This window comes from Microbacter margulisiae, from assembly GCF_014192515.1.
GTDB classification, from domain to species: domain Bacteria; phylum Bacteroidota; class Bacteroidia; order Bacteroidales; family Paludibacteraceae; genus Microbacter; species Microbacter margulisiae.
In genome coordinates, this window is sequence record NZ_JACHYB010000001.1 from 1142112 (window position 1) to 1157091 (window position 14980).

The 14980-nt window shown below is 37.4% G+C and carries 13 protein-coding genes; 7 read left to right on the forward strand and 6 right to left on the reverse strand.

What is annotated here, in order from left to right; translation table 11 throughout:
* The first annotated feature begins 581 nt into the window (after nucleotides 1–581).
* From FHX64_RS04755 to FHX64_RS04770, 4 genes are all read left to right on the forward strand, one after another.
* Nucleotides 582–1073: a MarR family winged helix-turn-helix transcriptional regulator gene (locus FHX64_RS04755; protein ID WP_183412658.1), complete on the forward strand. Its 492-nt coding sequence runs from the start codon at nucleotides 582–584 to the stop codon at nucleotides 1071–1073.
* A 90-nt stretch (nucleotides 1074–1163) separates the two neighbouring features.
* On the forward strand, nucleotides 1164–2174 hold the full coding sequence (locus FHX64_RS04760; RefSeq protein WP_183412659.1) for an HlyD family secretion protein: 1011 nt from the start codon (nucleotides 1164–1166) through the stop codon (nucleotides 2172–2174).
* On the forward strand, nucleotides 2174–3802 hold the full coding sequence (locus FHX64_RS04765) for a DHA2 family efflux MFS transporter permease subunit (RefSeq protein WP_183412660.1): 1629 nt from the start codon (nucleotides 2174–2176) through the stop codon (nucleotides 3800–3802). The genes FHX64_RS04760 and FHX64_RS04765 overlap by 1 nt, the downstream gene beginning before the upstream one ends.
* A complete protein-coding gene (locus FHX64_RS04770; protein WP_183412661.1) occupies nucleotides 3799–5166 on the forward strand; it encodes a TolC family protein in 1368 nt (455 codons plus the stop codon). The genes FHX64_RS04765 and FHX64_RS04770 overlap by 4 nt, the downstream gene beginning before the upstream one ends.
* 176 nt (nucleotides 5167–5342) lie before the next feature.
* Here the strand turns inward: FHX64_RS04770 and FHX64_RS04775 are convergent, their stop codons facing one another.
* Entirely contained in the window at nucleotides 5343–5645 is a 303-nt protein-coding gene (locus tag FHX64_RS04775; RefSeq protein ID WP_183412662.1) for a Dabb family protein, read from the reverse strand.
* Nucleotides 5646–5919: 274 nt separating this feature from the next.
* Between FHX64_RS04775 and FHX64_RS04780 the strand changes: the two genes are divergently transcribed.
* Genes FHX64_RS04780 through FHX64_RS04790 form a run of 3 tightly spaced genes read left to right on the forward strand, consistent with a single transcriptional unit; the run spans nucleotide 5920 to nucleotide 8304 of the window.
* The gene (locus FHX64_RS04780; protein ID WP_183412663.1) at nucleotides 5920–6534 is read left to right on the forward strand and encodes a DUF5063 domain-containing protein; all 615 of its coding nucleotides are present in this window, start codon (nucleotides 5920–5922) and stop codon (nucleotides 6532–6534) included.
* 10 nt (nucleotides 6535–6544) lie between these two features.
* Nucleotides 6545–7123: a 3'-5' exonuclease gene (locus FHX64_RS04785; RefSeq protein ID WP_183412664.1), complete on the forward strand. Its 579-nt coding sequence runs from the start codon at nucleotides 6545–6547 to the stop codon at nucleotides 7121–7123.
* Nucleotides 7123–8304 (forward strand): class I SAM-dependent rRNA methyltransferase, encoded by a 1182-nt coding sequence (locus tag FHX64_RS04790; RefSeq protein WP_183412665.1) that lies wholly within the window; start codon nucleotides 7123–7125, stop codon nucleotides 8302–8304. The genes FHX64_RS04785 and FHX64_RS04790 overlap by 1 nt, the downstream gene beginning before the upstream one ends.
* Nucleotides 8305–8674: 370 nt before the next feature.
* On the opposite strand, the gene FHX64_RS04795 is transcribed toward FHX64_RS04790, so the two are convergent.
* The 5 genes from FHX64_RS04795 to FHX64_RS04815 form a co-directional block, all read right to left on the reverse strand.
* Nucleotides 8675–10060 (reverse strand): MFS transporter, encoded by a 1386-nt coding sequence (locus tag FHX64_RS04795; protein WP_246392304.1) that lies wholly within the window; start codon nucleotides 10058–10060, stop codon nucleotides 8675–8677.
* 33 nt (nucleotides 10061–10093) lie between these two features.
* On the reverse strand, nucleotides 10094–10762 hold the full coding sequence (locus FHX64_RS04800; protein WP_183412666.1) for a bifunctional 4-hydroxy-2-oxoglutarate aldolase/2-dehydro-3-deoxy-phosphogluconate aldolase: 669 nt from the start codon (nucleotides 10760–10762) through the stop codon (nucleotides 10094–10096).
* 94 nt (nucleotides 10763–10856) lie between these two features.
* Entirely contained in the window at nucleotides 10857–11900 is a 1044-nt protein-coding gene (locus FHX64_RS04805; protein ID WP_183412667.1) for a sugar kinase, read from the reverse strand.
* A gap of 154 nt (nucleotides 11901–12054) precedes the next feature.
* The gene (gene uxaC / locus FHX64_RS04810; protein WP_183412668.1) at nucleotides 12055–13461 is read right to left on the reverse strand and encodes a glucuronate isomerase; all 1407 of its coding nucleotides are present in this window, start codon (nucleotides 13459–13461) and stop codon (nucleotides 12055–12057) included.
* Nucleotides 13462–13677: 216 nt separating this feature from the next.
* Complete coding sequence (locus tag FHX64_RS04815; protein WP_425487960.1) at nucleotides 13678–14892, reverse strand: DNA recombination protein RmuC; 1215 nt, start codon at nucleotides 14890–14892, stop codon at nucleotides 13678–13680.
* Between the last annotated feature and the right edge of the window lie 88 nt (nucleotides 14893–14980).

Genomic DNA, 14980 nt, shown 5'->3' on the forward strand with positions numbered 1-14980 from the left:
CCAGGGGAATGGATGAACTCTAAATTATATGGGAAACAGCTGAAAAACTGAATCCGGATGCAGTTATTCAAATCTTAGAGGTTTCACAACTTCTTTAATTACAATCTCTTTTCTTTTTCGATTTTCAACCTTGATCCTGTACAATCTTCTCCCGAAGCATCGTGATCAAATAATCTTCCTGGGAAAACAGTGCTTTTTAAAATAAGTGCTGCTATTATTCGTCTATGTATAAGAAGGTCGAGCATAAATATTAGTCCGATACATAGGGTCAGCCCATCTCCACAAAAAAGAGCAGCACTTATGTTGGATACATTAAAAAGGATGAGTTGAATTATTCAAAAAAGCAATAGAGAAAAAGGTCATATTTATGCTGAAAAACATAAATAACTGACTTTTGTTTTATGATACAGCAGCATATATCGATAAAAATCACTAATTAAAATATAATATATATATCTATTAATTAGACATCTATACTTGCAAAAATAGAATCTATAATAATTCAAAAAACTATTGATTTTCGGTATGTAATAGTTGTAACTTTGTAACCATTATAAAACAAACAACAAAATACAATCATCATGACTGAACTCAATCAAACTATTGACAAAGTCGTGGATAATTTAATGTATCTCCATCCGCTCATTTCCAAAAGTTTTTCAAAACAAATGCGCTCCAAAACAAACCTGAATCCCGGAGCATTATTCATTATGGGAATTTTAAGTGTACATCAAACGTTATCCATGTCTGAAATTGGTCGAAAATTGTCAATGCCGAAACCTCATGTAACGGTTTTGATTGACAAATTAATTGAAGAAAAGATGGTGGAACGTATCTCCGATGCAAACGATCGGCGTATAGTCAATATCCGCATTACAAAACAAGGATACACTCAGTTTCAAATTATTAAAAAAGAAATTGGAGAGGATATGCGATTGCAGTTGCACCAACTTACGGAAGAGCAAATTATCTCCTTAGCCGATGCTACCCAGAAGGTACGTGAACTTTTGATACTTAGCTTTGGCAAATCAACATGTTGTAGTGATCATGACGGAGAAAAGGAAGCCTCATGAAATATAATTGCAATATGCCGGTAAATCAGTAAGACATCAGAATAGTTTATATTTAGAGACATAAAAAAACAGAATACTAATTATTTACGTATGAAAATCAAGAAAATCACCAAACAAAACTTGAAAATTTATCTTCCTGTTACGATCATTATCCTGTTAGTCATCACCGCAGGAATTTATTGGTATGAAGATTACGCACATTATCTGCAGACAGATGATGCTTACGTTGATTCCGACAATCTTTCGATTACACCAAAAGTGGTCGAACGCATTGATCATCTTTTTGTTGACGAAGGAGATACGGTAAAGCAGGGCGAACTACTTGCCACATTAGACAGTGCCGATTTAATTGCACAACGCCAACAAGTGCTTTCGTCAATTTTGCAGACCAAAGCAGCCGAAGCACAAGCACAAGCTAACTATCAGCTCAATACCGATAATAGCAAAATAGCCTATATCAACTGGCAACGTTCATTGGACGATTTTACAAGGGCAAAAACTCAATTTGCAGGTGGAGTCATTCCTAAAGAACAATATGATCACTTTCAAAAAACCGAGGAAGCAGCAAAAGCACAAGTTAGCGCTTCACAGGCTATGATACAGGTATCCAAAACACAAATCAACAGCGCAGAAGCTGCTATAAAAACGGCTGAAGCTCAGTTAGGAGTGATCAATACCCAGCTTGCCAATACCAAGTTATATGCTCCATGTGATGGCATTATTTCAAAACGGTGGCAACTGCCGGGCGATCTCGCTCAAATGGGACAAGCTGTCTTTACATTAAACAACACGAACAAATTTTGGGTTTTAGTCAATCTGGAAGAAACTAAAATGGAACATCTCTCCATTGGACAAAAAGCTCTTTTTACTCTTGATACATATCCCGGAGTAACCTTTACAGGGAAGGTTTTCTACATTGGAGCCAGCACAGCTTCACAATTCTCACTGATTCCACCTAATAATGCCTCAGGTAACTTTACAAAGGTTACGCAACGTGTACCTGTCAAAGTATCTATTGATGGCACTGAAAATGGAACGCCTTTAAGTCAATATGTACTCCGCACAGGGATGTCAGTTGTTATTAAAATTGTGAAGAAGTAATGAGAAAACTCTCACCAACACATAAAATACGACGCGCTTTACGGCCCAGAACTTCTGTTTACCATCCTCAAAACCCTGCTTATAAATGGTTTGTTCTTGGTAATATAATGTTGGGGACGTTTATGGCTGTGCTTGATGCAACCATTGTCAACGTTGGACTTCCTAAAATTATGGCTTCATTTGGGGTAGGACTTTCTACCATCGAATGGGTTGTTACGGGATACATGTTGGCTATGGCAGCCATGCTTCCAACATCAGGATGGATGGCAGATAAGTTCGGGTATAAGCGTATCTATTTCTGGGGATTGTTCCTGTTTACATTCGGATCGATGTTATGTGGTATTTCAAGCAATGAAACCATGTTAATATCATCACGCGTTATTCAGGGATTGGGTGGCGGTATGATTCAACCATTGGGGATGGCCATCATCATGCGTGAATTCCCTGTTAAGCAAAGAGGTATTGCTCTTGGATTCTGGGCAATAGCAGCAGCAGCATCTGTTTCTTTTGGACCGCTTATTGGCGGTTATCTCGTTGACAATTATAGCTGGCAATTGATTTTCGACGTTAATGTTCCTGTCGGGATCGTCGCTTTAGCTCTAACCATTATTATTCAGAGGGAATTCATCAATAGAGATATTCGTAAATTCGATCTTGTCGGATTTATATCTGTTGTTATTTTCTTACCGGTATTGCTTTACGCACTATCAGAAGGGAATGCCAGTACGAATGCCGAAGGATGGTCAGCCCCCTATATTCTTGCATGCTTTGCCATTTCGATTATTGCTTTCGCTGTGTTTATTACCCAGGAATTAACAACAAAAAATCCTCTTATTGATTTACGATTACTTATCGATAGAAATTTTGGATTGAGTAATCTTGTGATCTTTATCTTTAGCATCGGGATGTTCGGAAGCACTTTCCTGTTGCCACTCTATTTGCAAAATGCAATGGATTACACTGCATTGCAGTCAGGCGCCGTATTTCTGCCGGTAGGGATTATACAAGGATTAATGTCTCCTATTGCAGGATTAATCGCAGACAAAGCGAATCCCAAAATTCCGATTATTATAGGGATCATTCTGCTAACAATCAGTTTATATATTAACTCTGATCTTTCTTTCTTAACGGAAAGGCCTTATATTATGTCGTCTCTTTATCTTAGGGGATTTGCCATGGGTATTATGTTTACTCCGTTGAATCAGATTTCTTTATTGACGATTGCTCATAATAAGATGGCTCAGGCATCTAGTATTACCAATACAATCCGTCAGATTGGAGGAAGTATCGGAGTAGCTATTCTGACTACATTAATGACTGCGCGAATGAGTTTCCATTCTCAAATTTATGGATCGTCTGTGCTTCCAAGATCGCAGGAATTTCATAATGTGATACATCATCTGTCATTCTTTGCACAACAACATGTAGGGAGTGGTGTATTAACAGCTATGAAGCAGGCAGAATATCTGCTTTTGTCCAACATCAACAATCAGGCTTTTATTGAAAGCATTAATGACGACTTTTTCGTTGCAGCTCTTATAACCTTGTTAGGTGTTGTACCTGTTATAATTTTGAAAACAAAGAATAAGCATATGTCCTCCAATCAAACTAAAATTCCCGAATTATGAAATTACTATATCATCAAACCCTTAAAGTTAAAAAGACAATCCGCCTGAAAGCTGGAATTTCTTTTTTTACTTTATTATTTACAGGCCTTTTAGCAACTTCTGCAACAGCGCAAACAGAAACGACCGTTGTTTCTGATTCGCTGTCATTGTCGTCAGTATTGAAACAGGTGATGTCCAATTATCCCACTCTTCAGGAAGCTAAACAGGCAATCATTTCAGCTAACGCAGGCATTGGATTGGCAAAATCAGCGTACTATCCTAACATTTCGCTTTCTTCGTCTTATTCACATCTGGCGCCTGTTTCTTCTATCTCATTTCCGGGATTAGGCACATTTAATATGTTTGCTGCCGATAATTATTCTGCCACGGTAAATCTTGATCAGAAAATTTATGACTTTGGAAAGACAGCCAATAATGTGCTGTATGCCAAGGAAAGTAGTGAGCTTGCCAAGTTAACGGAAAGTCAGATCAAACAGCAGCTATCGATGGTGGCTATTGGCAGTTTCTATACTTTAGATTATTTGCAACAAGCAATTCGAATTAAAAACGACGAACTGAATAATTTAAATGACCATTTACATTTTGTAGAAAAGAAGGCAGCAACGGGATCTGCAACAGATTACGAAATACTGACAACAAAAGTTCGCATTTCGACTATCAAAAATCAAAAAACGGATCTGGAAACAGCCTTAAAAATTGCCCAAAGCCAGCTTAATGCATTATTAGGGAAACCACAAACCATCCCTGTTGCTGTGCAGAATGACATAAATTCATATGGCTCACTCATCGAAAGCGATTCGTTGATTTCAACTGCACTTAAACAACGCGAAGAGCTAAAAATTGCCACCCAGAAAACATTATTAGCCCAGTTACATCTGAAAAATGTCAATTTAGCCAATAATCCTTCTATTGACTTTTTTGCTAATGGTGGATATAAGAATGGATATTTTCCTGTGTTGGCAACAGCAAAAGCCAATTACGTTGTCGGAGTAAGCCTCAATATCCCAATTTTTGATGCTACCCGCACAAAATACAATCGTATAGCAGCTCAATCGGAAATTCAAAGTACGCAACAAGATAAAGATCTGACTAAACGTAATATTATTAGCGATGTAATTCAAAGTTATGAAAATATGGATGCCTCTCAACAAAAGGTAAAACAAGCAGAATTACAGGTAAAACAAGCGGAAAAGGCCTATCAGTTAGCAGAAACAAGCTATGAAAGCGGAAGTATCACCAATCTGGACTTGCTTGACAGTGCAATATCGTTGGCAGAAAGTCGTTTATCATTATTGAAGACTCAGATTGATTATACAGTCAGTCTCTACAAACTGAAGGTTTCAGTAGGAGATACGATCTATTAAAACAGAACAACTTAAAACAAAAAGTGCCTTCGATTTGTGCATCTGAGATGCATATCGAAGGCACTTTTTTATGATATTTGTCGGCGTTTGTTTATAAAAACAAAGTTACAGAAAACAAGATATTGCTTCTAATGAAAATTTACAGAGAAAAAGAAAGTGTAGGTCAATGGAAACAATTATATTTCGTAATCTACGGAACAACGTCCTGATCTCACTACCTTTACAAACTGTTGCACTTCTTTGTGTTTAGGATGTTCCTGATAAAAGGCCAACGCATTACGGGATTCAAACTCACCATATAAAGCAAGATCATAACTATCGTCTGTTTTCATAAAGTCAATACCCACTTCCAGATGAATTAACCCTTCAATCTGACCATTTAGATCTTCAAGCTTCTTCTTGATTAATAATGCATTGGTTGCTTTATTATTTCCAAAAGCTTCTTCTTTCAACTTCCAAAAGACAAGATGTTTTACCATATCATTTGATTTTTAGAGATGATGTTTTTGTTCATGATTTGGAAGGGCAAAGATACTAAAATCTTCTTTCGTTTCCCATGAATGACTCAATGATTACATTAAAAAACGAATATATAGCATAAACAAGATAAATGCAATAGAAATTGATCTCCTGGTAATAAATATGCCATTTTATGTAAAAACAAATCAGCAGCAAGATTAATATTCGGGGAGAAATCCCAAATTCAAAATGTTTTGTTACTTTTGTACTATCAATCAATGAGTTTATTTTACCATGCCTACAGCAACTTCATCTGAAAAAGATAGATTAGAATTTATTACTGTTGCCGCCGAATATTGCATTTTCATTGAAAATAGCGTATCAACTGATAAACAAATCTTTATCAAACAAGCTGTAAAATATTTACCTACCCTTTATTTAAAGACTATATTGCTCCCTTCTGTTGTTGATTTTCCTGAAGAAGAGTCAGAACGAACCGTAACGGAAGCTGAATATGAAAATGTTAGAGTGAGCATCGAAACATTGCTGGGAACTGATGATATGTATCTTACTACATTTCATCCTGAAATACAATATTCTGAGGCACCAATTGCTGCATCAATCTCTGAAGACTTAGCCGATATTTTACAAGAACTCAAAGATTTTCTCTTCAATTGTCAGCTCGGAGATGAAGATCTTTTAAGCAATGCCTTGGATAATTGCCTTTATGGATTCCATCAGCACTGGGGACGAAAATTACTCAATGCTTTGACCGCACTTCATCAGCTTCAATATAACGACGACAAAGAGAAAGAAGAACAAGATGAATTTTTGCCTCCCATAAACGCCACATCGCAAAAGGAGTCGTTCTTACACCATCAACTACGAGACGATAGTGACGATCTTTAGAGCTATGCCTATGAATTTTAGACCAACTATATCCAAAGAAGAATTATCAGTTCTTCCTGTCGCTGCTTTTCAGGGGAAAATAATCACCATAGATCGTAATGAACAAGTAGATGATGCCATCGAATATCTAAAGTCACAATCGCTCATTGGATTTGATACAGAAACGAAACCTAACTTCTCACGACATTCGCATAATCATGTTGCTTTAATTCAATTGTCATCGCAAGATATCTGTTATCTTTTCCGTCTCAACATGATCGGAATGCCGACCGCGTTAATTGATTTGCTCAATGACACTCATGTAACCAAAATAGGACTGTCCTTACGCGATGATTTCATTGCCATAAAAAAGAGAGCAACCATCAACAAAGCAAGTTTCATTGATTTACAGGATTTTGCTAAAAACTATAACATTGAGGAAACCAGCCTGACAAAACTGTTTGCTATTATTTTTGGACAACGCATATCGAAAAACAAAAGATTATCCAACTGGGAAGCGCAACCGTTAAATGAAGCGCAACAGCTTTATGCCGCAACAGATGCGTGGGCATGCTACAAAATATATACATACTTAACACAAGAATATTAATGGCTTATTCTAAAGTTATACTCAAAAAAGGAAAAGAGGAACCGCTATTACGTTTTCACCCCTGGATTTTTTCAGGAGCGATTTCCCGTATAGTCGGACCTGTTAATGAAGGCGACCTCGTTGAAGTCGTTTCTGCAGACCAAATACATATGGGGGTAGGTCATTATCAAATTGGAAGCATTACAGTGCGAATGCTAACATTTACAGACGGTCTTATAGACGATACTTTCTGGATGAGTGCTATCAAACAAGCCTATGCTTTACGAAAATCCATTTACTTAGCCGAAAGTGAGCAAAACACAACATATCGGCTCATCCATGGAGAAGGAGATCACCTGCCCGGTTTGATTATAGATATTTATGAAGACACAGCAGTGATACAGGCTCATAGCGTAGGCATGCATTATAGTCGGACTATTATAGCACAATCGATTATAAATACAGTATCCGGGATTAAAAATGTTTACTATAAATCAGAAGTGACTCTTCCATATAAAGCAAACCTAACTTCAGAAGACGGTTATTTGATTGGCAGTGGTGGGAAAGGCATTGTAAAAGAAAATGATTTATTATTTCATGTTGATTGGATACATGGTCAGAAAACTGGCTTTTTTGTCGATCAACGCGAAAATCGGAAATTACTGCAATATTATGCTAAAGACAAAGTAATGCTTAATCTTTTCTGTTATACTGGAGGGTTTTCGGTATATGGATTACAAGGTGGAGCTGCTAAGGTACATTCAGTGGATAGCTCAGGTAGAGCAATTGAATTAACGAATGAAAATGTTGCCCTTAACTTTCCTGTTGAGAACCGACATCAGGCATTTGCGGAGGACGCATTTAAATTTCTGGACAATGCAACAACTACATATGATTTAATTATTCTTGATCCACCAGCTTTTGCCAAACACAAGAATGTGCTTCATAATGCACTGCAAGGCTATCGAAAACTCAATGCAAAAGCTTTTGAAAAGATTGCGCATAATGGCATTCTGTTTACATTTTCTTGTTCACAAATTGTATCTAAAGAACAATTCAGACTTGCCGTGTTTTCAGCAGCAGCACAATCGGGGCGTCGGGTCCGGATTTTACATCAACTCACTCAGCCTGCCGATCATCCTATCAATATTTATCATGCTGAAGGTGAATATTTAAAAGGGCTGGTATTATATGTAGAATAATTTAGCGGATTATTGTAACTTTCTGACTTTGGTGAAAACTATTTCGGTTAAATATCAATAATATCCGTTCTTTTTTCTTTTATTATTTGCAAATGATATATGAAAATACTTACCTTTGCACTGTGTTTTTCATGGTATTAGATTTAAGGTTAACAAAAGACTGTGGTTGTCGGGAGACAACCCTTTCTATTTTAAAAACATCCCTTCTTCCCTTATGAAGTCATCAACTCTGCGATAAAATTACTTCATCAGCATTGTAGCCTTTCCTATCTTAGTTCAGATAAAAAAACGTCATTAACAGAAACCTGTTAATGACGCCATCCAAAATTAATTACACTAATCTATCTACTCTATCACTCTACTTCTATTTCTACAAATCGGTAATAATTTTGAATTTTGGGACTAACATCTTTATCAATGCCCATGCAATTAAATAAGCAAAAGCACAGACAGCAAACATAATTCCATAAGCAACACTGGCCTTCAAAGTCCCATCAAGATGGCCAGCTAATAATTGGACTAAAACTCCACCAACACCACCTGCAGTCGTTCCAATGCCGGTAATCGTCCCAACTGCTTTCTTTGGAAACATGTCTGATACTGTAGTAAACAAATTAGCAGACCATGCCTGGTGAGCTGCCCCTCCAATACATACCATTGCAATAGCAGCTACAATACCATATGAATTAGCTAATGGCTGGGTGGCCAATAAAGCTAATGGCGCACACGCAATCAACAACATGGCTGTCATGCGGGCTTTATATGTTGACCACCCTTTATTCATAAACGATAAAGGAATGGCTCCGCCGTAAATAGACCCCACAATAGCAATACCAAATACAATAAAGTTTGAGATCATTACATAGTCAGCCGTTTGATCAGGACTTAATCCAACACAGAATTGCTGTTTTACATAAGTAGGTAGCCAAAATAATAAGAACCACCAAATGCCATCAGTCATAAACTTACCCACCAGAAAAGCCCATGTTTGGCGATATGCCAACATTTTACCCCAGGAAATTTTTTTCACAACTTCTTCATCGGATGCATTTATAACGGCTTCGTCTTTATCGCTATGAATATAGTCATATTCGGTCTGGGTCACTTTTCCTTTGGCGAGCATTTCTTTGGGAGTTCCATAAAAGACCAGCCAAAAGACCAGCCAAATAAGTCCAATTATTCCCGTTAGAATGAAAGCCATTTGCCAACCTGCAAAAATGCCTAAAAATTCATGCCCCTTCCCCCATAACAATAGTGCCCAAGGGACAAAAAGAGCACAAATCATAGCACCAATATTGGAACCAGAATTAAAAATCCCAGTTGCTAAAGCTCTCTCTTTCTTGGGAAACCATTCAGCTACAGTCTTAACAGAAGCAGGAAAGTTGCCGGCTTCACCAGCACCAAAAATGCTTCTTATGATACCTTGGGCTACTATAGTCTTCCCTACAAAAGCACTCATGATGCCCGCAAAAGACCAAATAATCAGAGAGAACATTAACCCTAACCTTGTGCCGATTTTATCAATTATTGCCCCTGCAAAAATGGTAAAAAGAGCATAGAAAAGAGTAAACACAGAAGTTAAGTACGAAAAATCCTGAGGAGTCCAACCAAAACCTTGTGCAGAGCAAAAGTAATCTTTTAGAAATCCAATTACATTGCGATCCATGTAATTAATTGTTGTCGAAAATAACAACAAACTAACTATAATCCATCTGTACCGACCGAATTTTTCTGTCATCCCGTTGTCTTTATTCATGATAATGATTTTATAGGATTGATATTAAAAACTTTATAGCTTTGCCTTTTGAATGCTTTCTAATGAAGCTTTACATAGTTCCGTAATAATATTCCATTCCTGATGAGCCACAACTTCTTTGGGAAACAAATTAGATCCCATGCCTACACATGCAACTCCTGCTTTAAACCAAGCCAGCAGATTTTCATCCGTTGGTTCTACTCCTCCTGTAACCATTATATTTGTCCAAGGCATAGGCGCTTTTACGTTTTTGACGAATGACGGACCCCCGACATTACTGGCTGGAAAAACCTTCACTACGTCAGCGCCCAATTCCTGTGCCATCCCAATCTCGCTCACAGAGCCACACCCAGGAATATATGGCACACACCGTCTATTGCATACTTTGAAAATATCAGGATTTAGAATTGGACTTACTACAAAATTAGCTCCCAACTGTAAATAAAGTGAGGCGGTTCCAGCATCCACGATTGTCCCAACTCCCATAATCATGTCCGGGCAATGTTTATTACTCCATTTCGTTACCTCAGCAAATACTTCGTGTGCAAAATCGCCCCGGTTGGTAAACTCAAAAGCGCGTACACCTCCTTCGTAGCAAGCCTTAATCACATTCTTTGCTACATCAACATCCTGATGATAAAATACCGGCACCATCCCTGTTTCGAGCATAGCCGATAATACTTGAATTTTATTGAAACGCATAGTATATAAATTAGAATTTGATCGTCAATAATACGACGGAGAATCAGATTGATAGGCATTTGACCTATTATACAATCTTATATTTATCAGCAATTTATCGTGAAACGCGTCCACTTACATCCCCCTTCATCAGATTCTCCACTTCACTCACCGTTACCAAATTGAAATCACCATAAATGGTATGCTTCAAACAAGAAGCCGCTACTGCAAAATTCAATGCTGTTTGGTCATCATTTGTATAAGTAAGTAGACCATAAATTAATCCACCCATGAAAGAATCGCCACCACCAACGCGGTCTACAATATGGGTAATATCATAACGAGCTGATTGATATAATGTTTTACCGTCATATAAACAACCTCCCCATGTATTGTGATTGGCATTAATGGAACCCCTCAAAGTGATAATCACTTTTTTGGCACGTGGAAAACGTTCCATCAATTGCTTGCAAACCGATTCAAACTCAGCAGCATTAATTTGACCATTGGTATTTTCAACATCAAATGACTCAGGTTTTATGCCAAATACTTTTTCAGCATCTTCTTCATTACCTAAAATGATATCACAGCCACTTACCAAAGCTGGCATGATTTCAGATGCCTGTTTCCCATATTTCCATAAATTCTTGCGATAATTTAAATCACACGATACGGTAACCCCCATTTTATTTGCTACCTGAATAGCTTCTAAACAAGCATCAGCAGCGCCTTGAGATAATGCTGGAGTTATTCCTGTCCAATGAAACCAATCTACATTGGCAAAGACTTCTTCCCATTTAATCATCCCCGGTTGAATGTCGGCAATTGACGAATGAGAACGATCGTACACTACTTTGCTTGGGCGTGCCACCGCTCCTGTTTCCAAAAAATAAATGCCAACACGTTCTCCACCCCGAAGCACGTGATCTGTTTTTACTCCATTCTTATGAAGCTCTTTAATGCACCAATCAGCAATATCATTCTGTGGTAAGCGAGTAACAAAGTCGGCACACATACCATAATTTGCCAACGAGACCGCAACATTAGCCTCGCCACCACCAAACGATGCGTTTAATTGTGTTGCTTGACTAAAACGCTCATAACCAGGTGTTGCTAAACGCAACATGATTTCTCCAAACGTTACAATTTTCTTATTCATTATTTTTATCTGTTATAAAATTGGTTCTCCAATATCAGCTGCAAAGAAACAATTTTTTTCTTACAAAAAAACGCAGTAAGAGTCACTTTTCTTCAAATCATAAAAAGACTGCAACAAAAAAATAAAAGAACCAACCAGAAAAATGATATTTAGCCTAAAATTGAAAATAATCTACAGCATTTTTGTAGCAAACCGCCTCAACCATTTTTCCAATAAAATTCAATTCACTTGCCGGCAGCTTTCCTTTTTCAACATCGTTGCCAAGTAAATTACATAATATACGACGAAAATACTCATGGCGAGGATAAGAAAGAAAGCTTCGGGAATCAGTCAGCATACCTACAAAACGACTCAATAAACCCATCAAAGATAGTGAATTCAGTTGAGCTGTAATGCCTGCTTCCTGATCAAGAAACCACCAACCGGAACCAAACTGTATTTTTCCTGCAACACTCCCATCCTGATAGTTACCAATCATTGTTGCGATTAAATCATTATCGCGTGGGTTTAAATTGTATAAAATTGTTTTGGCCAATTGATTCTTTAAATCTAACTGATTCAAAAACTTTGACATTGATTTGGCTACAGTAAAGTCACCAATTGAATCAAATCCGGTGTCGGGACCCAGTGAAGTCAGTAGTCGTGTATTATTATCTCGTAAGGCACCATAATGGAACTGCTGCACCCAACCTGCAGCCCAATCCATAATTGCCAAATCAAATAAAATAGCTGATTTGATTTTACGAATTTCATCCATTTGCAGAGCTTTTCCAGACATTACCTTCTTAAAAATAGAATCAACTTCTGCAGCTGTGTAATCTTCAGCATAAAACTCTTCAATGCCATGATCACTCAGCTTACATCCCATGGATGCAAAGAAATCGTGTCTTTTTTGTAAGGCTAGCATCAAATCTGTATATGTCGTAATAGAAACACCAGAAACTTCGGATAGTTTCTCAATATATGCGCGATATTTAACAGGATCTTCCACTGCCATTGCTTTGTCCGGACGCCAAGCAGGCAGTACTCTGATTTCAAATCCTTGATCACGCAAAGATTGATGATATTCTAATGAATCAACCGGATCATCTGTTGTACAAACCGTTTCTACATTAAATTTTTTCATTAAACCTCTGGCAGAAAACTCTGGAGTTTTTAATTTCAACGTACACTCATCATAAATAGCCCGGGCAGATTCTGGTTTTAGTAACGTATTGACGCCAAATGCCCGTTGTAATTCCAAATGAGTCCAATGATACAAAGGATTACGCATGGTATATGGTACCGTTTCTGCCCACTTTTCAAATTTTTCCCAGTCGGTAGTGTCTTTCCCGGTGCAATAACGTTCGTCCACACCATTTGTGCGCATTGCTCTCCATTTATAATGATCACCTTCTAACCAAATTTGACCTAAATTGTCGAATTGGCGGTCTTTGGCAATGAATTCAGGATTTAGGTGACAATGAAAATCTATGATTGGCATATTTTTCGCGTGTTCATGATACAAACGCTGCGCTGTTTCTGTTTCGAGCAAGAAATGCTCATCCATAAATTCTTTCATGCTTTTATGAGTTTAAAGTTTGAATTATATATTTGTTTTACAATGTATTGTGTTTTGTGTATTTCAAATCGTGTTCGTGCACGAAGATAAGAAAATTTCTACGTATTAAGCGCCAAGAATTTTCAATCTCAGTATATTTGATTTGTTTTTTGCTTATTTAACAAACAAATCTAAGGTATCATTACATAGCCTGAGTGACGATCAATTTTTACTAATTTAATCATCAAAATCAGAGCTTTCTGGGAGGATTAGTTTTGCGTCTGTTTCATTCAGGGATTCCACGCTGCGTAATTTACGTTGGATAGCCTTAGTACGCTTTCCGATAACATCGTCCAATTGATTTAGACCGGTTTGAATATTATTTTGAGCCTTCTGCATTAAGCCTCCAAAGTTTTCGAATTCTTTTTTGACCGCTCCCAAAATTTGCCAAACTTCACTGCTTCGTTTTTGAATTGCTAAAGTACGAAAGCCCATTTGCAAACTATTAAGAATTGCAGCCAGCGTAGTCGGGCCTGTAACAACAATTTTGTATGTACGTTGCAACTCCTCCAATAAGCTGGCTTTGCGAACTACCTCGGCATAAATACCCTCAAACGGCAGAAACATAATACCAAAATCAGTAGTGTTTGGTGGATCAAGATATTTGTCACTTATATCCTTAGCCATTTTTTTGATCGTGATTTCCAAATTTTTTTGTGCAGCTTCAATTAAAAGTAAATCACCTGTATCATAAGCAGTTTGCAATTGCTCATATACATCTTTGGGAAATTTAGCATCAATAGGAAGCCAAACCCGGGCATTATCATCGCTCGCTCCCGGAAGTTTTATGGCAAACTCGACCAAATCATTGCTATTGATTTTTGTTTTAACATTCGCTTCATATTGATCCGGTGCTAAAATTTGTTCTAACAACATAGCTAGTTGTACCTCACCAATACCGCCTCGCATTTTTACATTACTCAGTACTCTCTTTAGGCCACCAACATCCTGCGCAAGAGTTTGCATCTCTCCCAAACCTCTTTGCACTTCAAGAAGTTGTTTCCCAACGGTTTCAAAACTTTGGCCTAATCGATCGCTTAAGGTTTTTTCCAGTTTTTCTTCGACCGTTATCCGGATTGATTCCAGTTTAGTTTCAGTATTTCTCACCAATTCTGTTTGTTTAAGCTCCATTTGCTCAAACCTTTCTTTTTGCAAGGTATTCAAAGCATTGATATTTTTATCTAATGTTGCCTGAACCTGGTTTTGCAATATTAAAATCTTTTCTTCCACTTTATTGGTGATCTTCTCTAATTGTTCTACTGTTTTTGACGTAAGTTCCTGCTGCTCTTTTGTCAGCTCATCAAACTTAGAACGTTGTTCTGTTGTAAAATCTTTTAGATTAATTGACAACGCATCTCTATTTGCCTGATTATTATTGTCAATTTTCAACATTAAGCCTTCAATCTTTTGAGCCAAAGTTTCATTGATTTCTTTTAAGGCATTGTGAGTTTGTTGTGTAATTAGCTGTAAAGTTTGTGTT